The organism is Rahnella variigena, assembly GCF_003610915.1.
Lineage (GTDB): Bacteria > Pseudomonadota > Gammaproteobacteria > Enterobacterales > Enterobacteriaceae > Rahnella > Rahnella variigena.
Genome location: NZ_NSDJ01000001.1, coordinates 1,969,685 through 1,993,782, shown reverse-complemented (window position 1 = coordinate 1,993,782; position 24,098 = coordinate 1,969,685). Strand labels below are relative to the sequence as shown.

Here is a 24,098-nt window from a genome sequence, read left to right as displayed (position 1 = left end):
ATTGTTTGTGCTCATGGTGACGCCTGAGTGATAAAAAATACAAAAACGACCATCACTACAACTGTTCTGGATCCAAACACCAGTCAGAAAAAGGTTTTCACCGTGGAAAAAAGCAAACCACCCTCGATCACAATAAGCCGGGCGAACTGGACATCTCACGTACTGTTAGGCATTTCTGTCTGCCTGCTGGCGCTCGCCTGTATGAACGTGATCCAGAAATCGTCCAGCCTTGCTGGCTTGTGGCTGCCAACAGCGCTGATGATCCCGGTTCTGTTTCGCCATCGCTACCGAGACTGGCTGCCATTACTGTGTGCCAGCGCATTGGGCATTGCAGCGGCACATTCCGTTCTGGGCACGCCTTTCCTGCGCTATCTGCCTTATCTGCTTAACAATCTTTTTGAAGCCGCATTTTGCGCGGCATTGTTGCGGCGATTGTTGCCGGAGCAGGATCCCCTTACCGGCCTCGGTTACTGGGTCAGATTCCTGATGGTTGCAGTCATTTTCTGTCCGCTGGTCAGCGCCTTGATCATGATCCTGTTTATCCTGAACATTCAATCGCCGGTGGAATTGCAAAGTCGTTTTGCTACCTGGTTCATGTCTGAAGCTGTCGCAATCCTGGCGCTTACCCCGCTCGGGCTGGTTTATCAGCGCGGTTATTTCAGGAAAAACCTGACTTCCGGGCGTTTTTTCGGATTGCTTCTGACGCTCATCATCACGCTGGCGGCAGGTTTTCTGGCGCTCAAATGGCTGCCTTATACCTTCGCTTTTATCACCATTCCGCTGTTGTGGTGCGCCATCCGTTTACCCCGCATTGAAGCGTTCATTATTTTCCTGTCGATGACGCTGATGATCGCCTTGCTGCACACCAGCGGCATTGTTTCCGTGCAGCCGCATACCGTCGTGCAAATTCCTCAGGGGCTGATTTTCCTGCCACTGCTGCTGATCCTGACTCCGGCAAACGCCATGGCGATGGCGATGCACGCCCTTCGGGCAGAGAAATCGCATATCACGCAAAGTGAAAATCGTTTTCGCAACGCGATGGAATACTCGGCAATCGGCATGGCGCTGGTATCCCCGCAAGGCAGGCTGCTGCAGGTCAATAAATCGCTGTGTAATCTGCTGGGGTATGAGGCGGAATATCTCACCACGCTGACCTTCCAGGAAATTACTTATCAGGAGGATTTGGGCAAGGATCTGGCGATGCTGGAGCAACTGCTTAACGATGAAATCCAGACCTACACCATGGAAAAACGTTACCTGTGTCGTAACGGAGAAGTGATTTGGGCTTTACTCGCCGTGTCGCTGGTGCGTGATGAAGAACACAATCCGCTATATTTCATTTCTCAGATTGAAGATATCAACGAGCTCAAACATACCGAAATGACCAATAAGCGTCTTTCGGAAGCGCTGCATGAAGAGAAAGAACTCATGCACATCACCCTCAATTCCATCAACGAGGCGGTGATTTCCACCGACCGGAATATGAATATCACGTTCATGAATCCGGTGGCGGAGAAAATGACCGGATGGACAGAGGAACAGGCGCAGGGCCAGCCGGTGAACCGCATTGTGCTCATCAGCAAAGGGCAGGATGGTCCGCTAATCGATAATCTGCTGCATTTTGATATCAATGAAAATCTTCACTCTTCCGTTGAGCGTTCGCTGGTGTTGCACGGCCATCATACCGGTCTGTTTGATGTCCAGCTGGCGGTGTCTCCGCTGCGGACGTTAAAAGATGAACCGATCGGCATCGTGCTGGTATTGCAGGACGTCAGCAGATCGCGCGAACTGATGCGCAGGCTGAGTTACAGCGCGTCCCACGATTTACTGACCGGATTGTCGAACCGTGGCAGTTTCGAATCCAGCCTGAAAAAAGCACTGAATCTGATAGCCACTGCGCATCAGTCGCACTGTCTGGCGTTTATCGATCTGGATCATTTCAAAGCGATTAATGACACGGCCGGGCACGCCGCCGGTGACGAACTGTTACGTCAGATCAGTACGCTGATGCAGGAACACATGCGCAACAGTGATCGCCTCGCGCGGCTGGGCGGCGATGAGTTTGCGCTGATCTTATTTGATTGTCCGGTGGAACAGGGTTTGAACACCCTCTCCAAACTGGTGAGTGAAATCAATCAGTTCGAATTTATCTGGGAAGACAAAATTTACCGCATCGGTGCCAGCGCCGGATTAACGAAGATGAATGACCCCACCGTCAGCGGCAGCGAGTACATGGCGCAGGCGGATAAGGCCTGTTATACCGCCAAAAATAACGGACGGGGACGGGTTTTCCGCTATGAGCCGCAACAGAAAACCGCCAGCGTTCATACCGACGACAGCATTTTCCCGCCTGAAAAACCTTAGCCGGCATGGATTAAGGCATATCCGGTTGCCAGTCATTATTGAACCATAAATGCAGCGTGGCGTAGGTACGCCACGGTTTCCAGACTTCGGCATAGCGGGCAATTTTTCCCGGCGTCATGCCCGGAAAACGCTGTTTAATCAGATAATCACCGCCAAGAAAAACGTCCGGCGCAGACCATGCCCGCATCGCCACATAACTGGCCGTCCAGCTGCCAATTCCCGGCATCGCCAGCAGTAACCGGACGCCTTCCTGCACATCGGTAATGTCATCGAGCGGCAACCGCCCTTCTTCCACTGCCTGCGCAATATTGATCAGACAGGCTGCGCGTTTGGCCTGCACGCCGATACCGCGTAAATCATCGACCGTTAATTTCGCCATCGCCGCCGGAGACGGAAACAAATGTGTCAGCGCCGCGAACGGCGTGCTCACCGGCTCGCCCCATTTTTCGGTCAGCCGGGTTGCCAGCGTCGCGGCCATTTTCACACTGACCAGTTGCCCGAGAATGGCCCTGACCGTCAGCTCAAAACGGTTGATGCAGCCCGGCAGACGTAATCCCACGGCGTTTTCAGCCAGCGGACCTAAACCCTCAGCGATAAGTAATGGCTGCGCATCGAGATCAAGTAAACGCCGCACCTGCTTTGCCACGCTATCCGTCACCGGCTCAAGCGACGGCGAAATCTCAAGTTCGACGCTGTTAATGTCCACCAAAGGCCGCAGCCGCAACCAGCCGTTCAGCCGCACGCCGTTGTGTATTACCGCCAGCGTCCGCTGATAATAGTCGCCGTCCTGCTGCTCGATGCCCTGCAACGCACGCGCACCGAGAAACGCCTTCATCCACTGCCAGTCATACGGAGGCTGATACGTCAGAAGCATTTGGGTCACAGGATGATCCTTATAAAAAAGCCTCCCGGAAGGAGGCTATATGTCTCGCATCTCCAAAATAACTGGAGTTGCAGCAAGGCGGCAAGTGAACGAATCCCGATGAGCTGACATAAGTCAGTGATTCGGGTTCGCGAACGCAGCCAACGCTGCTGCGGCTTCAGGTATGAAGGAGATTATTTACGACGCCAGGTGGTGCCGTTCGCGCCGTCTTCTAACACGATGCCCATTTCATTCAGACGATCGCGCGCTTTATCCGCCATACCCCAGTCTTTGCTGGCGCGGGCATCGTTACGCTGTTTGATCAACGCTTCGATTTCAGCAACTTCATCGTCGTTGTCCGCCTGCGCACCAGATTTCAGGAACAGCTCCGGATCCTGCTCCAGCAAGCCCAGCACGCCCGCCAGCTGACGCAATTCTGCTGCCAGACCGTTGGCCGCCGCCATATCTTCCGCTTTCAGGCGGTTAATATCGCGCGCCATATCGAACAGCACGGAATAGGCTTCCGGCGTATTGAAATCGTCGTCCATTGCCGCACGGAAACGCGCCACGAAAGCCTCACCACCGGCTGGCGTTGCAGTAACGTCCGTACCGCGCAGCGCGGTATACAAACGTTCCATCGAGGTACGTGCCAGTTTCAGGTTCTCTTCGCTGTAGTTCAGCTGGCTGCGGTAATGGCCAGACATCAGGAAGTAACGCACGCTTTCGGCGTCGTAATATTTCAGCACATCGCGCACGGTAAAGAAGTTGTCCAGTGACTTGGACATCTTTTCGCGGTCGATCATCACCATGCCGGAGTGCATCCAGGTGTTGACGTACGGGCCGTCGTGCGCGCAGCTGGACTGAGCAATTTCGTTTTCGTGGTGCGGGAACATCAGATCAGAACCGCCGCCATGGATATCGAAATGCGCGCCAAGCTGTTTGCAGTTCATAGCAGAACATTCGATATGCCAGCCAGGACGACCTTCGCCCCACGGTGACGTCCAGCTCGGCTCACCAGGCTTGGACATTTTCCACAGCACAAAGTCCATCGGATTGCGTTTCACGTTAGCTTCAACTTCAACGCGTGCGCCTGCCTGCAACTGATCCAGATCCTGACGGGATAACACGCCGTAATCAGGATCGCTCTCCACCCAGAACATCACGTCGCCGTTCGATGCCACATACGCGTGGTCACGGTCGATCAGCTTCTGCACGATATCGATGATTTCGTGAATGTGCCCGGTGGCACGTGGCTCAGAATCCGGCGGCAAAATGTTCAGTGCAGCAAAATCCGCGTGCATTTCGGCGATCATACGATCGGTCAATGCCATAAAGGTTTCGCCATTCTCCGCGGCACGTTTAATGATTTTGTCGTCAATATCGGTAATGTTACGCACGTATTTCAGGTCATAACCGACGTAACGCAGGTAACGCGACACTACGTCGAAAGACACAAAGGTGCGACCGTGGCCGATATGACACAGGTCGTAAACAGTGATCCCACACACGTACATCCCGACTTTACCGGCATGAATTGGCTTGAATTCCTCTTTTTGGCGACTCAGGGTATTAAAAATCTTCAGCATCAGGCTATTCCGTGTGTTGGGCGTAGAAAATGACGTTGGCGCATTTAAGCGACACTAACGGCCATAATATAACGAAAATGATTTCACCGAAACGGCATAAGGCCGCCGGACGGGCTTTAGTGGTCATAAAGGCGCTGCTGACGGCAACTTTTGAGTTATGGTATAAGAAAAGGCTATAGTAGCCGCTCTGACACAGAGCACACATCAACATTAGCAGGATGATAATTATGGTCACTTTCCACACCAACCACGGCGACATCGTCATTAAAACTTTCGCTGACAAAGCGCCAGCCACGGTTGAAAACTTCCTGAACTATTGCCGTAAAGGCTTCTACGACAACACAATTTTCCACCGTGTGATTAACGGCTTCATGATCCAGGGCGGCGGTTTTGAGCCAGGCATGAACCAGAAAAACACCGATGCACCTATCGATAACGAAGCAGACAACGGCCTGAAAAACACCAAAGGCACGCTGGCGATGGCGCGTACCAACGATCCACATTCTGCTACCGCACAGTTCTTCATCAACGTAACTGACAACGACTTCCTGAACCACAGCGGCAAAAACGCACAGGGTTGGGGCTACTGCGTATTCGCAGAAGTGGTTGAAGGTCAGGACGTGGTTGACGCGATCAAAGCCGTCAAAACGGGCCGCAGCGGTATGCACCAGGACGTTCCAAAAGAAGATGTTGTGATCAAAAGCGTGACAGTCAGCGAATAACCGACGTTTTTAAGAACACGTCGGCATGACCACGTTTTTTATCGCAGATATCCATCTTTGCGCACAGGAACCGGCAATCACTGCCGGTTTCCTTCGTTTTCTACGTGAAGATGCGCCACAGGCCGATGCTCTGTACATTCTCGGCGACCTGTTCGAAGCCTGGATTGGCGACGACGATCCGCAGCCGCTTCACGCAGAAATCTCCGCCGCACTGAATCATTTGCACCAGCAAGGCGTGCCCTGCTTCTTTATTCACGGCAACCGCGATTTTCTGCTCGGCAGACGTTTCGCCCGCGACAGCCTGATGACGTTGCTGCCGGAGAAAAAAGTGCTCGAGCTGTATGGCCGTCGCATCCTGATCCTGCACGGCGATACGCTGTGTACCGACGATGTCGCGTATCAAAACTTCCGCAAAAAAGTCCACAATCCGTTTATCCAGAAACTTTTCCTGATGCTGCCACTGAAATGGCGACTGGGCATTGCTGCCAGAATGCGCGCCAACAGCAAAGCGTCAAATCAGGGCAAATCACTGGAGATTATGGATGTGAACCCGCAGGCGGTGGTCAGCGAAATGCAGATGGCTGGCGTCGAGTGGATGATCCACGGTCACACCCATCGCCCGGCGATCCACGATGTGCCGCTGGAAAACAAAACCGGCCACCGCGTGGTACTCGGCGCATGGCACGAAGAAGGGTCGATGGTGAAAGTCACCGCCGATAACGTCGAGCTGATCAGCTTCCCGTTTTAAGTCACCTCAACGTTACCCGAAATAATTTGAGTTGCTGGAAGGCGACAAGCTCATGAATCCCCGGGAACTTAGCTGACTAAGTGACCGGGGTGAATGAGCGCAGTCAACGCATCAGCAGCCCGAAGTAAGAAGGGTAACGGGTACGCCTGAATGGAAGCGGAACTGTTCGTCTGGTGTAAGAATTAATTCCGCTTCAATCCTGCCAAACTCCTCTACCCGCTCACTGATATCCGTTCCGGCATATTGCTCTGCCAGCGCCAGATAATCGGCAAAATGGCGTGATTCAGATCGCAGCAGCGAAGTGTAAAAACGCGACAAGGTTTCATCGAGATGCGGCGCTATTTTGGCAAAACGCTCACAGGAGCGCGCTTCGATATAAGCGCCGATAATCAGCCGGTCGACCAGAATGTTCAGGTCATCGTGATGGCGGGTATGTTTAATCATGCCGCTTGCGTAGCGCGACGGTGAAAGCTGGGTGTAGGTGATATTGCGTTTTTGCATGATTTCCACCACTTGTTCAAAGTGATGAAGTTCTTCACGCGCCAGACGCGCCGCACAAAATAGCAGTTCGGTGCGATCCAGATATTTCGTCATCAGGCTCATCGCCGTCGCCGCCGCTTTCTTTTCACAGTTAGCGTGGTCAATCAGCATGACCGTCTGATTTTCCAGCGCCACATCCACCCACAGAGCGGGTGTTTCACAGTGAAGAAAATCATAAATCGGTGCCAGTAAAGCCTGCGTCATAAATCAGTTTCCACTCAAGTTTGTCTTTAATATATTGGTTTGGATTATACAAATCTGCCGCCAACTTCTCATCAAAAATGCGCCGTTTTCCGGCCACGCAACCGTTTTCCTCCCTCACGGAGCGTGTTATCATTTGCGCCCTCGCAGTTTCTATTTCCGAATCACAGGAGCTTTAAAGACATGTCATCCAACGTTACCCCGGCAAAAATCGCCATCGTTATGGGGTCTAAAAGTGACTGGGCGACCATGCAGTTCGCCGCCGAAGTTCTCACAACGCTGAATATTCCTTTCCATGTCGATATCGTCTCCGCTCACCGCACACCGGATAAATTGTTCACTTTCGCTGAGCAGGCTTCCGCCAATGGCTTTGATGTGATCATCGCGGGTGCCGGTGGCGCAGCGCATTTACCAGGCATGCTGGCGGCAAAAACGCTGGTGCCGGTGCTCGGTGTTCCGGTTCAGAGTGCAGCCCTGAGTGGCATCGACAGTCTGTATTCCATCGTACAAATGCCGCGTGGTATTCCGGTCGGTACGCTGGCGATCGGAAAAGCCGGTGCCGCTAACGCCGCATTGCTGGCCGCACAAATTCTGGCGCTGCACGATACTGAGATTGCTAAAAATCTGGCGGCATGGCGCACCGCGCAAACTGACGACGTGCTGAATAATCCCGATCCGCGGGAGGAAGCATGAAGCCGGTTTGCGTCCTTGGAAACGGTCAGTTAGGCCGGATGCTGCGTCAGGCGGGTGAACCGCTGGGCATCGCCGTGTATCCCGTCGGACTGGATGCCGAACCGGAAGCCGTGCCATATCAGCAAAGCGTGATCACCGCTGAAATCGAACGCTGGCCGGAAACTGCACTGACCCGCGAACTGGCAACGCACAACGCGTTTGTTAACCGCGAGATTTTCCCACGTCTGGCTGACCGCCTGACGCAAAAACAGTTGCTCGACCAGCTCGGCCTGGCAACTGCGCCGTGGCAGTTGCTGGCTGATGCCGCCGAATGGCCGCAGGTCTTCTCTCAGCTTGGCGAACTGGCGATTGTTAAACGTCGCGTCGGCGGGTACGACGGCCGTGGTCAGTGGCGCTTACGTTCTGGCGAAGAAAAAACTCTGCCGCAGGATTGCTACGGCGAATGCATCGTTGAGCAGGGCATCAATTTTTCCGGCGAAGTTTCGCTGGTGGGCGCACGCGGTCACGACGGCAACACTGTGTTTTATCCGCTGACCCACAACCTGCATCAGGACGGCATTTTGCGCACCAGCGTCGCATTGCCGCAGCCGGACGCAGCCCTGCAACAGCAGGCAGAAAGCATGCTGTCAGCCATTCTCAACGAACTGAATTATGTCGGCGTGATGGCGATGGAATGTTTCGTGGTCAGCGAAGGTTTGCTGATCAATGAGCTGGCTCCGCGCGTTCATAACAGCGGTCACTGGACGCAAAACGGCGCGTCCTACAGCCAGTTTGAGATGCATTTGCGCGCCATCCTTGGTCTGCCGCTGCCGAAACCGGTAGTCAGTACGCCGTCGGTGATGGTGAATCTGATTGGCACGGATGTGTCAGAAGAGTGGCTGAGCCTGCCGCTGGTCAATCTGCACTGGTACGAGAAAGACGTGCGTCCGGGTCGTAAAGTCGGACACCTGAATCTCAACGACGCCAGCGCCAGCCTGCTGAAAGACACTCTCAACGCACTGGTTCCGATGCTGCCGGCAGAATACGCCAGCGGCATTGAGTGGGCAGTTGAAAAGCTTTGATTTGATCGGCTCCTTCCCCTGCGAAGGGGAGGGTTGGGGTGGGGTATTAAGGTCAAAATCTCATAGTTAAAGTGTGCTTTGACAAACAGTTAGCCATTAAAACCCCCTCCCTGCCTCCCCCTTCGCAGGGGGAGGAGTTTAGAAACTACGCGTCGTATTGCCGGAATAATGCCCGCCCCCGCAACAACCGCACCCCCAGCCAGCCACCGCAGACGGACAACAACACCGCGCTAACCACCGGCACCGCAATCCACATCAGGTAATTCGGTTCCCACGGGAAATCGAACACCTTGCGTTGCAGCAGCCACAGTGCGGCTTCCGCGCCAATCGCGGCAGCGATACCCGCCACCAGACCAAGCACGGCAAACTCACACCACAGCGTCCGGTGCAGCATTTTTTTGCTGGCCCCCAGAGTGCGGTAAACGATCAGCTCCTGACGGCGCTGACGCATGCCGACCTGAATCTGTGCGAGTAATAACAATCCACCGCACAGCATCACCAGCAGAACCATCACTTCCAGCGCCCTGCTCACCTGCTGTAAGACCTGACCGACCTGCCGCAGGATAGAACCAATATCCAGCAAACTCAGTGTCGGGAACTGGCGGTTTAGCTGCGTAATGGTGCTGACATCCCCGTGATAACGGAAACTGGTCAGCCAGCTTTGCGGCTGAGCGTCCAGCGCTCCCGGCGGGAAGATGAAGTAGAAATTCGGCTTCAGGCTGTCCCAGTCCACTTTCCGCAGGCTGGTGATTTTGGCGCTGAATTCCTGCGTATCGCCGCTAAACGTCACGGTATCGCCTGGCTTCAGCCCCAGCCGCCCCGCCAGCCCTTCGTCAATCGACACTTCACCGGCTTTCGGTGGCCCGTTGCCCGCGACCAGCGGATTATGATCCGGCAGCCCCTCCATCCAGGTCAGATTCAGCTCACGGTTCACCGCTTCGCCGCCCGCATCGTCCGGTTTGATGATATCCGTGGCAACCTTGTCGTTAATCTTCGTCAGGCGAACCCGCACAATCGGATAGAAGGTTTCCGGCTCCGCTTTATGCTGATGCAGGAAATCCTTCACCTGCGGAATTTGTTCTTTGGTGATATTAAGCAGGAAGTAATTCGGGCTGTCCGGCGGCAGCTGTTGCTCCCAGCGATCCAGCAAATCTCCGCGCATCACCAGCAGCAAGGCCAGCAACATAAATGACATCGAGAACGCCGCCAGCTGACTGAGTGTCACCCACGGCTGGCGCAGCAAACGGTTAACGGCCAGACGCAGCGGTAACTGACGAAACGTCAGCTTGCGTAGCAGCAACAGCGCGCCCCAGCCAATCACACCGAGCAGCAGCGAAAGTACCAGCACGCCCGCCAGCAGTGACCAGAGCAGCGAACTGCCGCCCATCAGTGCCGCCAGCAGACCGACGACCACCAGCACCATCACCGGCAGGAAATACCGCAGCGGCCAGACATTCGCCACCACGTCATTGCGCAGCACACGCAGCGGCTGAGTGGCCAGTAACTGGCGATACGGGCGGATACCAATCAGCAGCGAGATCACCACCATCGCGCCCATCGACCACACCCACGGCCAGCCACCGGCAGGCGGTAACGCGGCAGGCAGAACCGGCGCCAGCACTTTCATCAGCACGGCTTCGAACAGCAGGCCGACCACGCTGCCGCAAATTCCCGCCAGCACCAGCACCGCCAGCCACTGACCGATGATCAGTTTTTGCAGCGCCTTTTTCCCGGCTCCCAGCGTTTTCAGCACCGCAACCAGATCGTAACGGCTGCGACAGTAATGCCCCATCGACACGGCAATGGCAGCAATCGACAGCATCAGCGTCAGCAGCGCCGACAATGTGAGGAATTGTTGTGAACGTTGTAATGATTTGCCCAGCGCGCCTTCGGAATCTTCCATGCCGCTCCAGCGCTGATCGGGCTTGAGCAGGCCTTTTATCGCCTCGCCGTACGTCTGAATAGCCTGCGGAGAACCGGCAAACATATAACGATAGGTCAGGCGACTGCCCGGCTGAATGGCACCGGTTTTCGGTACGTCATCCAGATTCATGATCACGCGGGGCGCGGTCTGAAACGGGTTAAACCCCGAATCTGGTTCCTGAACAATCACTCCGGCAATTTTCAGCGTGGTATCGCCGACGTCCAGATTGTCACCGACTTTCACGTTCAGCAGCGCCAGTAAACGTGGCGCAACCAGCACGGTTCCCGGCTCAGGTTTCAGCCCTGCCGGTTCGGTTTGTAACGCGCCATAAAGCGGATACGCCAGATCGGTGGCTTTGACGGCCGCCAGCTGCGGCGTTTCACCGGCAAAGGTCATGGTCATAAACGAGAGCTGACGGCTGACTTTCAGCCCCTGTGACTGCGCATCCTGTAGCCAGGCTTCGGTAATCGGATGCGCGGAACGCAACACGCGATCGCCTGCGATAAATTCGCGGCTTTGCTGACTCAGCCCTTTGTCCATGCGGTCGCTGATGCTGCCGAGCGCCAGCACACAGGCGACCGCCAGCGTCAGCGCCAGCCAGACAATCAGCAGCGAAGGCGATCGCCATTCCCGCCAGAACCAGCGCCAGATCATGCTTCCTCCCACAATTTCCCGTCGCGCAGACGTAAGCGCCGCTGGCAACGCGCCGCCAGCTGTTCATCATGCGTGACCAGGATCAGCGTGGTCGCCGCATCGCGGTTCAGTGAGAACAACAAGTCAACAATACGTTCGCCGGTTGCGCGATCCAGATTGCCGGTCGGCTCATCGGCAAACAGCAGTTTAGGTTTACCGATGAATGCCCGCGCCAGCGCCACACGCTGCTGTTCGCCACCGGAAAGCTGCGCCGGAAGATGATGCAGACGCCCGCCCAGCCCGAGACTTTCCAGCAACTGCACCGCCTGCTGACGGCTGCTGCTGTCGCTTTCGCCACGCAACAGCGCAGGAAGTTGCACGTTTTCCAGCGCGTTGAGCGTCGGCACAAGCATGAACGACTGGAACACAAAGCCGACATTTTTTGCCCGCAACGCTGCGCGCCCTTCCTCATTAAGTTCGCCAAGGGATTTGCCCAGCAACTTCACGTCGCCGCTGGTGCCATCATCCAGCCCGGCAAGAATGCCGAGCAGGGTGGATTTACCGGAACCGGATTCGCCAATCAGGGCAATTGTCTGGGCAGGTTTGACAACCAGCTCCACACCGGACAGGATGGTGAGCTGACCTTCACCCTGACCGACGTGCTTACTTAAATGATGAACTTCAAGAACATTTTCCGCTGGCATCTCCCCTTCCTTATGTTGTTAGGATTATTGAGTTTTCGCGCCGTTGCTGCTGATAACTTGCTGATTATTGGCGACAGTTTGAGTGCTGTCTATCGCCTTCCGGTAGCCGAATCGTGGCCGACATTACTGAATAATAAATGGCAAAAAGAAGGTGACAAGCCCACCATTATTAACGCCAGCATCAGCGGCGATACCGCTGAACAAGGGCTGGCGCGTTTGCAAACGTTGCTGGAACAACACCATCCGCGCTGGGTGCTGATTGAACTGGGCGCTAACGACGGATTGCGCGGTTTCCCGCCGCAAACCATTTCGCAAACGCTGACGCAGATTATCAGTCAGATCAAACAGGCCAATGCCCAACCGCTGCTGATGCAAATCCGCCTGCCGCCTAATTATGGCCGTCGCTACGGTGATGCGTTCTACGCTATTTATCCGGCGCTGGCGAAGCAGGAAAATATCCCGCTGGTACCGTTCTTTATGGAACAGGTCGCCGTTAAACCTGAATGGATGCAGGACGACGGTTTGCATCCGGCGCTGGCAGCACAGTCGTTTATTGCCGGCTGGATGTCAGAAAAACTCACACCGCTGCTGACGCATTAAGTTTAAAATACGACGAATAAAATAATACCGGGACGTGAGTAAAACCAAGACGTTACCTTTTCATCCGACTCCCTAGTAAATCACAGTCATAAAAAATAGGGACATCCCACAGGTAAAGTTATGCAAAAAGCTGTATTAATCACCGGTTGTTCAAGCGGTATCGGGCTGGTCGCCGCACAGGATTTACGCGCTCGTGGCTACCGGGTACTGGCGGCATGCCGCAAAACGCAAGATATCGACACGCTGCAACAAATGGGTTTTGAAACTGTTCAGCTCGATCTTGATGACAAACAGAGTGTGGAACGCGCCGCCGCCGAGGTCATCGCGCTGACGGGAAACCGTCTGTACGGCCTGTTTAATAACGCGGGTTACGGCGTTTACGGGCCACTTAACAGCATCAGCCGTGAACAGTTCGAGCAACAATTTTCTACCAATTTGTTTGGCACGCATCAGCTGACGCAGCTTTTGCTGCCGGCCATGTTGCCGCACGGCGAAGGACGCATTATCCAGACCAGTTCGGTGATGGGGCTGATTACCACGCCGCGTCGTGGCGTTTATGCCGCCAGTAAATTTGCGCTGGAAGCCTGGTCCGACACGCTGCGTATGGAGCTGCACGGCTCGGGAATTCAGGTCAGCCTGATTGAACCCGGCCCGCTGAGCAGTAATTTCACCGCCAACGTCAGTCAGTCACAAGCCGATCAGCCGGTAGAAAATCCGGGCATTGCACGACGTTTTACGCTCAAGCCGGAGGCAGTTTTACCCAAACTACACCATGCTTTAGAAAACCCGCGCGCGCGTTTTCGTTATCCGGTCACGCTGGTCGCCCACGCACTGACGGTGCTGAAACGACTGTTGCCAGCCCGTTTGATGGACAAAATATTACGCGGAAACAGCTAAGTAAAAACGATAAGGGGTTGAAGCGGCACGAGTCGCCCCCATTTCCTTTTTAATGCTTTTAACGCCTTAGTCAGAGAGACAGAATTCATGCTTGCACAACCTACAGTAATCGATATCAACGAATCCAACCTGCACCAGACGCTGGAACAATCTATGTCTGTGCCGGTGATGTTCTATTTCTGGTCTGAACGCAGCCAGCACTGCCTGCAACTGGGGCCGATTCTCGACAAACTGGCTGTGGAATACGCCGGTCAGCTGATCCTGGCAAAAGTGGATTGCGATGCCGAGCAGATGATTGCTCAGCAGTTTGGTCTGCGTTCTATCCCTGCCGTGTACCTGTTTAAAGACGGTCAGCCTGTCGATGGTTTCCAGGGTCCTCAGCCCGAAGAAGTGATACGCGAACTGCTGCAAAAAGTGTTGCCGAAAGAAGAAGAACTGAAACTCGCTCAGGCGCAGGAAATGCTGCAGGCGGGCAATGTGGCGGAAGCCCTGCCGCTGCTGAAAGATGCCTGGCAGCTGAGCAATTACCGCAGTGATATCGGCTTGCTGCTGGCGGAAACGCAAATTCATCTGAACCGCACCGATGATGCCGAAGCCGTGCTGGCGACCATTCCGTTACAGGATAAAGATTCCCGTTATCAGGGGCTGATCGCGCAAATCGAGTTGCTGAAACAGGCCGCCGACACGCCGGAAATTCAGCTCCTCCAACAGGAACTCCAGCAGGATCCTGAGAACGCCGAACTCATCGTCAAACTCAGCCTGCAATTGCATCAGGTCGGGCGCAACGAAGAAGCGCTGGAACTGCTGATGGCGCCGCTGAAAAAAGATTTAGGCGCGGCGAACGGTGCAGCGCGTAAAACGCTGATGGATATCATGGCCGCTCTCGGTACCGGCGATGCGCTGGCTGCCAAATATCGCCGCCAGCTATATTCTCTGCTGTATTAATTCATACTGCCCGGCTGTAAAACATCAGACGCACGTCACTGAACAGGACGTGCGTTTTTTTTGTGCTTTCCTCCGCCTTTTATCCCCTGAACTATCCTTTATTAATACGATGTAACGGTTATTTGTGCGACAATTGAGCACACACTTTGCCGGTCGGCCAGTGTGCCAGGGACATGTTTTTACTCGACTATTTCATCCGGATTAGTCAGGACACAGTTTTACAGGAGTTCACCCTATGTTTGATCTGATTCCCATTCCTATCCTTATTTTGATCGTGCTGGCGCTGCTGGTGGTTTACGCCGGGATCAAAATTGTGCCTCAGGGTTATCAGTGGACTGTCGAGCGCTTCGGCCGTTACACCAAAACGCTGATGCCGGGGCTGAATCTGGTGGTGCCGTTTGTGGACCGCATCGGCCGTAAAATCAATATGATGGAACAGGTGCTGGATATTCCTTCTCAGGAAGTGATTTCCCGCGATAACGCCAACGTTGCCATCGACGCCGTGTGCTTTATTCAGGTGATTGACCCGGCGCGTGCCGCGTATGAAGTCAGCAATCTGGAACAGGCGATCGTTAACCTGACCATGACCAACTTCCGTACGGTTCTGGGTTCCATGGAACTGGACGAAATGCTGTCACAACGCGACAACATTAACGCACGTTTGCTGCATATCGTCGACGAAGCCACCAATCCGTGGGGCGTCAAAATCACCCGTATCGAAATCCGTGATGTGCGTCCGCCTGCTGAACTGATCTCCGCCATGAACGCGCAGATGAAAGCCGAACGTACAAAACGTGCCGATATTCTGGAAGCTGAAGGCGTGCGTCAGTCTGCCATTTTGCGTGCTGAAGGTGAGAAGCAGTCGCAGATTTTGAAAGCGGAAGGTGAGCGTCAGTCAGCGTTCCTGCAGGCCGAAGCGCGTGAACGTGCGGCGGAAGCAGAAGCCCAGGCAACCAAAATGGTGTCTGAAGCGATTGAAGCCGGTAGCGTGCAGGCGATTAACTACTTCGTGGCACAAAAATATACCGATGCACTGACCAAGATCGGTTCTGCTAATAACAGCAAAATCATCATGATGCCGCTGGATGCCACCAGTCTGATGGGCTCCATTGGCGGGATTGCTGAGCTGCTGAAAGAAACCAAAGGCGGCAAATAATGCTGCACGATTTCATGGCAAATCCGCACGTATTCTGGCTGTCTCTGGGCGGCCTGTTGCTGGCGGCTGAGCTGGTGGGTGCGAGTGGTTACTTGCTGTGGAGCGGCGTGGCGGCAGCCTTAGTAGGCGCTGTCACTTGGATCCTGCCGTTGCCGTGGGAATGGTCAGGCACGGCGTTTGCGCTGCTGACCATTCTGGCGGCGTGGCTGTGGTGGAAGTGGCTGAATCAGCGTGTCGACAAATCTGCAGGCAATTCAGCGCTGAACCAGCGCGGCCAGCAGTTAGTAGGCACTCATGCCACCGTGCTGGAACCGGTCACTAACCAGTTTACGCGGGTACAGATCGGTGACAGCAGCTGGCGGGCAATTTGCGCGTCGCCGCTGAACGTCGGTGACAAAGTGGTGATCACCGGCGTAGAAGGCGCGACGCTGCGCGTGGAACCTGAGGCTCGCTAAAACAAAATCTCAGTGCTTATGACAGCATCCGCTGAGGTTATCAATGATCGGGCAGTCTGCCCCTTCGTCACCCGGACAGGCATCAGCCAGCGTCAGTAAGCGCTCACGCATTACTTTCAGTTCTTCAATGTGCCGCGCAATTTCGGCGGCCTTTTCTAATGTCCGCGCTTTCACGTCCGCACTGTGGCGATCCGGGTTGTGGAATAACGCCACCAGTTCCTGACACTCTTCCAGCGTGAATCCGACCTGCCGCGCCTGACGCAATAACGTCAGTTCTTCGATATGTTTTTGCGCATAACTGCGGTAGCCGTTTTCGCTGCGAGCCGGTGCAGTAACCAGCCCCTTCTCTTCATAAAATCGAATCGCTTTACTGGTGAGACCGGTTTTTTTCGCTACATCACTGATGTTCATTTCGCCTCCACGACAAGCTGATTGTTGCGCATGATACGAACATCATACGCCATGAAATTAAAATAACAGAGACTGCGGCTTGACCTTCCCCTTGCTGGAAGGTTTATCCTCTGTCCTGAGTGAAGTTAACCCAAGGAAAATGATCATGACAACCACCGTATTATCTCTGCAAGGCCTGTCCTGCGGGCACTGCGTGGCTTCAACGCGTAAAGCGCTGGAAGCCGTGGAAGGCACGACTGCCGTTGAAGTTTCTCTGGATAAAGCCATCGTCAAAGGCGATGCCAGCAGCCAGAGTCTGGTCGATGCCGTGGTTAACGCCGGTTATGAAGCACAGGTGGTGGAAGACGCATCCCCAAAATCTGAGCCGCTGACCGATAAGGCGAAAGTTTTGCCGGAACCCCTGTCAGCGGCGGCGTCACCTGTTCCGGCAGAAACTCATGCACCACAAACCGCAGACGACAGCGTGCAGCTGTTGCTCAGCGGGATGAGCTGCGCCAGTTGCGTCAGTAAAGTGCAGCGGGCGCTGGAAGGCGTGAGCGGTGTCGAACGGGCACGCGTCAATCTGGCGGAACGCAGTGCGCTGGTCAGCGGTAATGCCGACCAGAATGCGCTGATTGCCGCCGTTGAACACGCCGGTTACGGCGCCGAAATCATTATCGACGAAACTAAACGCCGTGAGCGCCAGCAACAAACCTCACGCAAAAGTATGATCCGCTTCAGCTGGCAGGCGGCTCTTGGCTTAGCTGGGGGTATCCCGATGATGTTATGGGGATTACTCGGCGGTGAAATGATGGTGACCGCCACCAACCAGACCGGCTGGCTGATTGTCGGCCTGCTGACATTGCTGATCATGATTGTCGCGGGCGGCCATTTTTACCGAAGCGCCTGGAAAAGCCTGATGCACGGCAGCGCCAATATGGACACGCTGGTGTCGCTCGGTACCGGTGCGGCCTGGATATTTTCCTTCGCCGTCAGCCTGTGGCCGGATGCGTTCCCGATGCAGGCACGTCATCTTTATTATGAAGCCAGCGTGATGATTATTGGTCTGATTAACCTCGGCCACGCGCTGGAACAACGCGGACGTCAGCGTTCGTCTCAGGCCCTCGAACGCCTGCTGGATCTGACCCCGCCGACCGCTCGCGTGGTTACCGAAGAAGGCGAAAAAAACCTGCCGCTGGCTGACGTTCAGCAAGGTATGACGCTGCGCCTGACGACCGGTGACCGCGTGCCAGTTGACGGCGAAATTCAACGTGGTGAAGCCTGGATGGATGAAGCGATGCTGACCGGGGAGCCGATCCCTCAGCAAAAATCGCAGGGTGAAAAAGTGCACGCCGGTACGCTGGTGAAAGACGGCAGCGTGCTGTTCCGCGCAGATGCCATCGGCAGCCAGACCACCCTTTCACGCATTATTAATCTGGTGCGTGAAGCCCAAAGCAGTAAACCTGAAATCGGGAAACTGGCGGATAAAATCTCTGCTGTCTTCGTACCGGTTGTGGTGCTGATTGCGTTATTCAGCGGTGCCATCTGGTACTTCTTTGGTCCGCAACCGCAACTGATGTATACGCTGGTGATTGTCACAACGGTACTGATTATCGCCTGTCCTTGTGCGCTCGGTCTGGCAACGCCGATGTCGATTACCGCCGGTGTCGGACGCGCCGCTGAGTTTGGTGTGCTGGTGCGCGATGCCGATGCACTGCAAAAAGCCAGTACGCTTTCCACGCTGGTGTTTGATAAAACCGGCACGCTGACCGAAGGCCAGCCGAAAGTGACAGACATTCATACGTTCAGCGGTTTCAGTGAACAACAGGTTTTACGGTTTGCCGCTGCACTGGAAAAAGGTTCACACCATCCTCTTGCCCAGGCCGTTGTTGAAAAAGCGCAAGGGCTGGAAATCCCTGATATCGCGAATTTCCGTACCCTTGGCGGGCTGGGTTTGCGCGGTGACGTGGAAGAACAATCCCTGCTGCTGGGCAATCAGGCGCTGATGCATGAAAACGGGGTGGATACTCAGGCGGCTGACACGATGCTGGATACGTTAGCCAGCGAAGGTGCCACGCCGGTATTGCTGGCTGCTAACGGCAAGATTGCGGCGCTGTTTGCCCTGCGGGATCCGCTGCGTGAAGACAGCGTCAGCGCGTTGCAGCGCCTGCATCAGCGGGGTTATCAGCTGGTGATGCTGACCGGCGACAACCCGCGAACTGCGCAAGCTATTGCGGCGCAGGCGGGAATTGACACAGTAATTGCCGGCGTGCGTCCGGAAGGGAAAGCCGACGCCATCAAAGCTTTGCAGGCCAAAGGGCAGCAGGTCGCGATGATTGGCGACGGCATTAATGATGCTCCGGCGCTGGCTCAGGCGGATGTCGGTATTGCGATGGGCAGCGGCAGCGACGTGGCGATTGAAACCGCGGCGATTACGCTGATGCGCCCGGGTCTGAACGGTGTCGCCGATGCGCTGGCAATGTCTCAGGCGACACTGCGAAATATGAAGCAGAACCTGCTGGGTGCTTTTGTTTACAACGTGATTGGTATTCCGGTTGCCGCCGGTGTGCTTTATCCGCTGACCGGAACTCTGCTCAGCCCGATAGTGGCGGGTGCTGCGATGGCGCTTTCTTCCATCACAGTGGTCGCCAACGCAAACCGTCTGTTGCGCTTTTCACCTAAAAAAGGACAGTCATGAAAAACACGCCGAAAAAACAAGACGTTTCCCCTGTTCGCTAAATCGCAGCCGCGTTAGCATGGTCTCTCATTTTTCGGGAGACCCTGCATTATGGCGCCTTTCTTAAACCGGGCATTCAGCTGGCTTCGCTGGCTGTTTCCCGCTGAGTATTCCTATCCCGCCCTGGATATCCGGCTTCCCGGCAATCGCTACCTGCATCTGGTCGGCAGTATTCATATGGGCACGCAGGATATGCAACCGCTGCCTGCGCAACTGTTGCGCCGCCTGAAAAAAGCCGATGCGCTGATAGTCGAGGCAGATATCAGCGGCACCGATTCCCCTTTCAGTATGACCGGCGAATATCCTCCGCTGGCTGAACGCCTTTCTGAATCGCAATATCTGCACGTCGAACGTTTATGCGAAGAACTGGGTGTGTCGATGTGGACGCTTAATCCTTTGCCGTCATGGCAGGTCGCGCTGATGTTGCAGGCCACGCAGGCGCAGCGTCTCGGACTGCGCGGAAATTACGGCATCGATTATCAGCTGTTGCACAACGCTAAAGAGCAGAACACGCCAGTCATTGAACTGGAAGGGCCGGAGGAGCAGTTTGCGCTGTTGCAGCAACTTCCCGACGACGGGCTCGGACTGCTGGAAGATACCCTGACGCACTGGCACACCAACGCGCGCCTGCTGCAAACCATGATCAGCTGGTGGCTGGACAGCAAACCAGGGCTGGCGGTCGAGCAGCTTCCGAATACCTTTAGCAGTGATTTATACGATGTGCTGATGAATCAGCGAAATGTGCGCTGGAAAAAACAGCTGCTGGACTTACCTGCAGGAAACTATGTGGTAGCAGTCGGTGCGCTGCATTTGTACGGCGAAGGGAATTTGCCGGAGCTGCTGAAAGGATAAAAAAATGGCCGGTTTTTAAGGCCGGCCAGTCAAAGAGGAATTTCATTTTATTAGTTATAGCTTCAGTACCGGCCTTTTCAGGCACAGCACCGGCGCGCACAGGGTATCAATCTGCGGCGGGTCTTGGCAATAACCATTCATTGCTCTACTATTTCATCCTCGCTCAGTAATCATACTTTATTGTTTGTTTTCATCAGATTGAGCTGATGACGATTTTCCGAACAAAAAAGTAAATAAAATAGGCGGTAATCATGACACCCGCGGTCATCCTCCTGGAAAAAAACAACGTCAGCTTTACCCTTCACCCGTACGAACACAGCAGCGATGAAACCAATTTTGGCGATGAAGCCGTGAAAAAGCTCGGGCTGGATGCGCGTCAGGTTTATAAAACGCTGCTCGTTTCGCTCAACGGCGATGCCAAAAATCTGGCCGTTGCCGTCACGCCGGTGGCGTCGAAGCTGGATTTAAAAAAGGTCGCCAAAGCCCTGAAAGCCAAAAAAGCCGACATGGCAGATCCGGCTATCGCCCAGCGCATCACCGGTTATCTGGTCGGCGGCATCAGTCCGCTGGGACAGAAAAAACTGCTGCCGACGGTGATCGACAGTCCGGCGCAGACGTTTTCCACGATTTATGTTTCAGGCGGTAAACGCGGACTTGATATTGAACTGGCGGCAGGCGATCTTTGCCGTTTACTCAAAGGCCAGTTTGCCGATATCGCTAAAGTCGACTGACAGGCAGGTACCCTGCACCTCTACAATAAGAAGGCTTCCTCCGCTATGACAGACACGACGTCAACGCCAGTCAGCCCGCAGAAAGACGCAGTCAAAAAGACTGCGTTTTCTATTCTGGCGGCGATCAGCGTTTCTCATCTGCTCAATGACATGATTCAGTCGCTGATACTGGCGATTTATCCGTTACTGCAAAACCAGTTTTCCCTGAGCTTTACGCAAATCGGGCTGATTACCCTGACGTATCAGATAACCGCCTCGCTGTTGCAACCGCTTATCGGCTATTACACCGACAAGCATCCGCAACCCTATTCTCTGCCGATCGGCATGGGCTTTACGCTCTCCGGCCTGCTGTTGCTGGCGGTCGCGCAGAGTTTTCCGGTGGTGTTGCTGGCCGCGGCGCTGGTCGGCACAGGCTCCTCGGTGTTCCATCCGGAATCGTCGCGCGTGGCGCGTATGGCTTCCGGCGGACGTCACGGGCTGGCGCAGTCGCTGTTCCAGGTCGGTGGCAATCTGGGTTCTTCACTTGGCCCGTTGCTCGCGGCGCTGATCATCGCGCCTTACGGTAAAGGCAACGTCGCATGGTTCTCGCTGGCGGCGCTGCTGGGGATTGTCGTGCTGCTGCAAATCAGTAAATGGTATCGCCAGCAAAATCAGATCGCCAAAAAGCGTGGCCCGGTGAACAGCAATATCACCCTGCTGCCGCGTAAAACCGTGGCGATGTCGATGGGTATTCTGCTGGTGCTGATTTTCTCAAAGTATTTCTACCTGACCAGCCTGAGCAGTTATTACACCTTTTACCTGATCCATAAATTTGGCGTCTCGGTACAAAGCGCGCAAATCCATTTATTCGTCTTCCTGTTTGCCGTCGCAGCGGGCACCATCATCGGCGGGCCGGTGGGCGATAGGATTGGGCGCAAATACGTCATCTGGGTCTCAATTCTGGGTGTCGCGCCATTTACGCTACTTTTGCCACATGCCAATCTGATGTGGACCAGCGTGCTTAGCGTGATTATTGGCGTGATCCTGGCCTCGGCATTTTCAGCCATTCTGGTGTTTGCGCAAGAGCTGATGCCAGGCAAAGTCGGCATGGTTTCCGGCCTGTTCTTCGGTCTGGCCTTTGGTATGGGCGGGCTGGGCGCCGCGGTTCTCGGCTATGTGGCGGATAAAACCAGCATCGAACTGGTGTATCAGATTTGTGCCTTCCTGCCGTTGCTTGGGATCCTGACAGCATTCCTGCCAAATATTGAACGCAAATAGCCCTTAACCTTTCCTTCCCGGCTGCCGATAGTTAAATATCGGCAGCGTCTGAACCCTTATTCCCTTGATATCTGCCTGATAAAACCCATTTAAATCCCGCGTTGGAATTTTTTTTATCGTCTGCTGATGATTTTTAATAAAAAAGGCCAAAATTCCCCAACGCGAAAACGATTTTTACCATAAACTTAGAAACAATCAGCAACATATTTGCTTTATGCATAACCAGAAGGAGTCTGAATGCATCATTCTACGCCTCTCATCACTACCATCGTTGGCGGTCTGGTCCTGGCTTTCCTGTTAGGAATGCTTGCCAACCGCCTGCGAATTTCTCCTCTGGTTGGCTATCTCGCCGCTGGCGTGCTGGCCGGCCCTTTTACACCGGGCTTCGTTGCAGACACCTCACTGGCCCCGGAACTGGCTGAAATCGGCGTCATTCTGCTGATGTTTGGGGTCGGTCTGCATTTTTCCCTGAAAGATCTCCTCGCCGTAAAGTCGATAGCCATTCCCGGCGCTGTAGCGCAAATCGCGGTAGCGACGCTGCTTGGGATGGGGTTATCAAGTCTGATGGGCTGGGATCTGGCGACCGGGTTGGTGTTCGGGCTGTGTTTGTCCACCGCCAGTACCGTGGTGCTGTTGCGTGCTCTGGAAGAACGGCAACTGATTGATAGCCAGCGCGGGCAAATCGCCATCGGCTGGCTGATTGTTGAAGATCTGGTGATGGTGCTGACGCTGGTTCTGCTGCCTGCGTTCAGCGGCATGCTGGAAAGCCATCACTCAAGCCCGGTCGAACTGCTGACCGGACTGGCGGTGACCATTGGTAAAGTGATTGCGTTCATGGTGCTGATGATGGTGGTCGGCCGCCGCGTGGTGCCATGGATCCTCGCCAAAACCGCCAGTACCGGTTCACGCGAACTGTTTACGCTGTCTGTTCTGGCGCTGGCGCTGGGCATCGCGTACGGCGCCGTCGAATTCTTTGATGTGTCGTTCGCGCTGGGTGCGTTCTTCGCCGGTATGGTGCTCAATGAATCCGAACTCAGCCAGCGTGCAGCGCACGACACGTTACCGCTGCGCGATGCGTTTGCGGTACTGTTTTTCGTCTCGGTTGGCATGTTATTCGACCCGATGATTCTGGTGCGTGAACCGCTGACCGTGATTGCCACGCTGGCGATCATCGTGTTCGGTAAATCCATCGCCGCGTTCCTGCTGGTGAAAATGTTCGGGCATTCCAAACGCACCGCACTGACGATTTCCGTCAGTCTGGCGCAGATTGGTGAATTCGCCTTTATTCTCGCAGGCCTTGGGATTTCACTGGGTTTGCTGTCTGAACATGGCCGCAATCTGGTACTGGCGGGGGCCATTCTGTCGATTATGTTTAACCCGCTGCTGTTCACGCTGCTGGAAAAATATCTGGCGAAAACAGAAACCATCGAAGACCAGAGCGTTGAAGAAGCCGTTGAAGACGAGAAGCAAATCCCGTTCGATTTATGCAATCACGCACTGCTGGTCGGTTATGGACGTGTCGGCAGCCTGCTCGGTGAGAAACTTCAGGCCGCCGGAATTCCGCTGGTGGTGATTGAAAATTCGCGTCCGCGTGTCGAAGCGCTGCGCGATCAGGGCATCAGCACGGTGCTGGGCAATGCTGCCAATCAGGAAGTGATGGATCTGGCGCGTCTCGACTGCGCCCGCTGGCTGCTGGTGACCATTCCGAATGGTTACGAAGCCGGAGAAATCGTCGCCTCTGCGCGTGCCAAACGGCCTAATATCGAGATTATCGCCCGCGCGCATTATGATGACGAAGTGACTTACATCCTGGAACGTGGTGCAAATCGCGTAGTGATGGGCGAACGTGAAATTGCCAACAGCATGGTCGATATGTTGCAGATAGATGCCATGACCGAAGACGAAAAAAGGCCGTTTTGCCCGATCTGATTTGTTCCTAACGCCGGGCGCAGTACTTTTGCTGCGCCTGCCCCCCTTCCCGCAAAAAATTCCCTTTAACTTTCGCGACATAAAAAACACCTAATCAGATCATTTCGCGGT

21 protein-coding genes are annotated in these 24,098 nt (G+C 54.7%); 15 read left to right on the top strand and 6 right to left on the bottom strand.

Translation table 11 applies throughout. The features are described 5' to 3' along the window. Positions 1–27 precede the first annotated feature (27 nt). Positions 28–2,364 carry a PAS domain S-box protein gene (locus tag CKQ54_RS09135; RefSeq protein WP_244220189.1) on the top strand — a complete coding sequence of 779 codons (2,337 nt, stop codon included), beginning with the start codon at positions 28–30 and terminating at the stop codon, positions 2,362–2,364. Positions 2,365–2,374: 10 nt separating this feature from the next. On the opposite strand, the gene alkA is transcribed toward CKQ54_RS09135, so the two are convergent. Both alkA and cysS read right to left on the bottom strand, forming a co-directional pair. Continuing rightward, a complete protein-coding gene (gene alkA / locus CKQ54_RS09130) occupies positions 2,375–3,238 on the bottom strand; it encodes a DNA-3-methyladenine glycosylase 2 (protein ID WP_244220255.1) in 864 nt (287 codons plus the stop codon). A 182-nt stretch (positions 3,239–3,420) separates the two neighbouring features. Further along, entirely contained in the window at positions 3,421–4,812 is a 1,392-nt protein-coding gene (cysS, locus tag CKQ54_RS09125; RefSeq protein ID WP_120164063.1) for a cysteine--tRNA ligase, read from the bottom strand. A gap of 227 nt (positions 4,813–5,039) precedes the next feature. Between cysS and ppiB the strand changes: the two genes are divergently transcribed. Next, positions 5,040–5,534, top strand: coding sequence for a peptidylprolyl isomerase B (ppiB, locus tag CKQ54_RS09115; RefSeq protein ID WP_113876111.1), 495 nt, complete (start codon positions 5,040–5,042; stop codon positions 5,532–5,534). Positions 5,535–5,559: 25 nt separating this feature from the next. Next, positions 5,560–6,282 (top strand): UDP-2,3-diacylglucosamine diphosphatase, encoded by a 723-nt coding sequence (gene lpxH, locus CKQ54_RS09110; RefSeq protein WP_120164062.1) that lies wholly within the window; start codon positions 5,560–5,562, stop codon positions 6,280–6,282. Between the two features lie 111 nt (positions 6,283–6,393). On the opposite strand, the gene CKQ54_RS09105 is transcribed toward lpxH, so the two are convergent. Then, positions 6,394–7,026, bottom strand: coding sequence for a MiaE family protein (locus CKQ54_RS09105; protein WP_120164061.1), 633 nt, complete (start codon positions 7,024–7,026; stop codon positions 6,394–6,396). A gap of 180 nt (positions 7,027–7,206) precedes the next feature. Between CKQ54_RS09105 and purE the strand changes: the two genes are divergently transcribed. Both purE and purK read left to right on the top strand, forming a co-directional pair. After that, positions 7,207–7,716, top strand: coding sequence for a 5-(carboxyamino)imidazole ribonucleotide mutase (purE, locus tag CKQ54_RS09100; RefSeq protein ID WP_120164060.1), 510 nt, complete (start codon positions 7,207–7,209; stop codon positions 7,714–7,716). Then, positions 7,713–8,777 carry a 5-(carboxyamino)imidazole ribonucleotide synthase gene (gene purK / locus CKQ54_RS09095; protein ID WP_120164059.1) on the top strand — a complete coding sequence of 355 codons (1,065 nt, stop codon included), beginning with the start codon at positions 7,713–7,715 and terminating at the stop codon, positions 8,775–8,777. Before purE ends, purK begins: the two co-directional genes overlap by 4 nt. Before the next feature lie 145 nt (positions 8,778–8,922). Here purK and ybbP read toward each other — a convergent pair whose 3' ends face one another. Further along, positions 8,923–11,355: a putative ABC transporter permease subunit YbbP gene (gene ybbP / locus CKQ54_RS09090; RefSeq protein WP_120349672.1), complete on the bottom strand. Its 2,433-nt coding sequence runs from the start codon at positions 11,353–11,355 to the stop codon at positions 8,923–8,925. Next, positions 11,352–12,038: a putative ABC transporter ATP-binding protein YbbA gene (gene ybbA / locus CKQ54_RS09085; protein WP_112287557.1), complete on the bottom strand. Its 687-nt coding sequence runs from the start codon at positions 12,036–12,038 to the stop codon at positions 11,352–11,354. Before ybbA ends, ybbP begins: the two co-directional genes overlap by 4 nt. Here ybbA and tesA point away from each other — a divergent pair. The 5 genes from tesA to CKQ54_RS09060 all read left to right on the top strand — a co-directional run bounded on the left by tesA (position 12,009) and on the right by CKQ54_RS09060 (position 16,091). Next, positions 12,009–12,638 (top strand): multifunctional acyl-CoA thioesterase I/protease I/lysophospholipase L1, encoded by a 630-nt coding sequence (gene tesA / locus CKQ54_RS09080; protein WP_120161142.1) that lies wholly within the window; start codon positions 12,009–12,011, stop codon positions 12,636–12,638. The genes ybbA and tesA overlap by 30 nt on opposite strands. Before the next feature lie 120 nt (positions 12,639–12,758). After that, a complete protein-coding gene (locus CKQ54_RS09075; protein ID WP_120160746.1) occupies positions 12,759–13,535 on the top strand; it encodes an SDR family oxidoreductase in 777 nt (258 codons plus the stop codon). An 87-nt stretch (positions 13,536–13,622) separates the two neighbouring features. Beyond that, complete coding sequence (locus CKQ54_RS09070) at positions 13,623–14,480, top strand: co-chaperone YbbN (protein WP_112287555.1); 858 nt, start codon at positions 13,623–13,625, stop codon at positions 14,478–14,480. A 235-nt stretch (positions 14,481–14,715) separates the two neighbouring features. Beyond that, the gene (locus tag CKQ54_RS09065) at positions 14,716–15,636 is read left to right on the top strand and encodes an SPFH domain-containing protein (protein WP_095925004.1); all 921 of its coding nucleotides are present in this window, start codon (positions 14,716–14,718) and stop codon (positions 15,634–15,636) included. Further along, positions 15,636–16,091 (top strand): NfeD family protein, encoded by a 456-nt coding sequence (locus CKQ54_RS09060; RefSeq protein ID WP_112287554.1) that lies wholly within the window; start codon positions 15,636–15,638, stop codon positions 16,089–16,091. Before CKQ54_RS09065 ends, CKQ54_RS09060 begins: the two co-directional genes overlap by 1 nt. A gap of 9 nt (positions 16,092–16,100) precedes the next feature. On the opposite strand, the gene cueR is transcribed toward CKQ54_RS09060, so the two are convergent. Continuing rightward, a complete protein-coding gene (gene cueR / locus CKQ54_RS09055) occupies positions 16,101–16,502 on the bottom strand; it encodes a Cu(I)-responsive transcriptional regulator (protein WP_112287553.1) in 402 nt (133 codons plus the stop codon). Positions 16,503–16,647: 145 nt separating this feature from the next. Between cueR and copA the strand changes: the two genes are divergently transcribed. The 5 genes from copA (at position 16,648) to ybaL (ending at position 23,987) form a co-directional block, all read left to right on the top strand. Beyond that, positions 16,648–19,179, top strand: coding sequence for a copper-exporting P-type ATPase CopA (gene copA, locus CKQ54_RS09050; RefSeq protein ID WP_120160748.1), 2,532 nt, complete (start codon positions 16,648–16,650; stop codon positions 19,177–19,179). A 90-nt stretch (positions 19,180–19,269) separates the two neighbouring features. After that, complete coding sequence (locus CKQ54_RS09045) at positions 19,270–20,070, top strand: TraB/GumN family protein (protein WP_120160749.1); 801 nt, start codon at positions 19,270–19,272, stop codon at positions 20,068–20,070. Positions 20,071–20,321: 251 nt separating this feature from the next. After that, positions 20,322–20,801 (top strand): Cys-tRNA(Pro)/Cys-tRNA(Cys) deacylase YbaK, encoded by a 480-nt coding sequence (ybaK, locus tag CKQ54_RS09040; protein ID WP_120160751.1) that lies wholly within the window; start codon positions 20,322–20,324, stop codon positions 20,799–20,801. A 45-nt stretch (positions 20,802–20,846) separates the two neighbouring features. Beyond that, positions 20,847–22,058, top strand: a complete 1,212-nt coding sequence (locus CKQ54_RS09035; RefSeq protein ID WP_120160753.1) for an MFS transporter — start codon at positions 20,847–20,849, stop codon at positions 22,056–22,058. A gap of 237 nt (positions 22,059–22,295) precedes the next feature. Next, positions 22,296–23,987: a YbaL family putative K(+) efflux transporter gene (ybaL, locus tag CKQ54_RS09030; protein ID WP_112287548.1), complete on the top strand. Its 1,692-nt coding sequence runs from the start codon at positions 22,296–22,298 to the stop codon at positions 23,985–23,987. Positions 23,988–24,098: the final 111 nt, after the last annotated feature.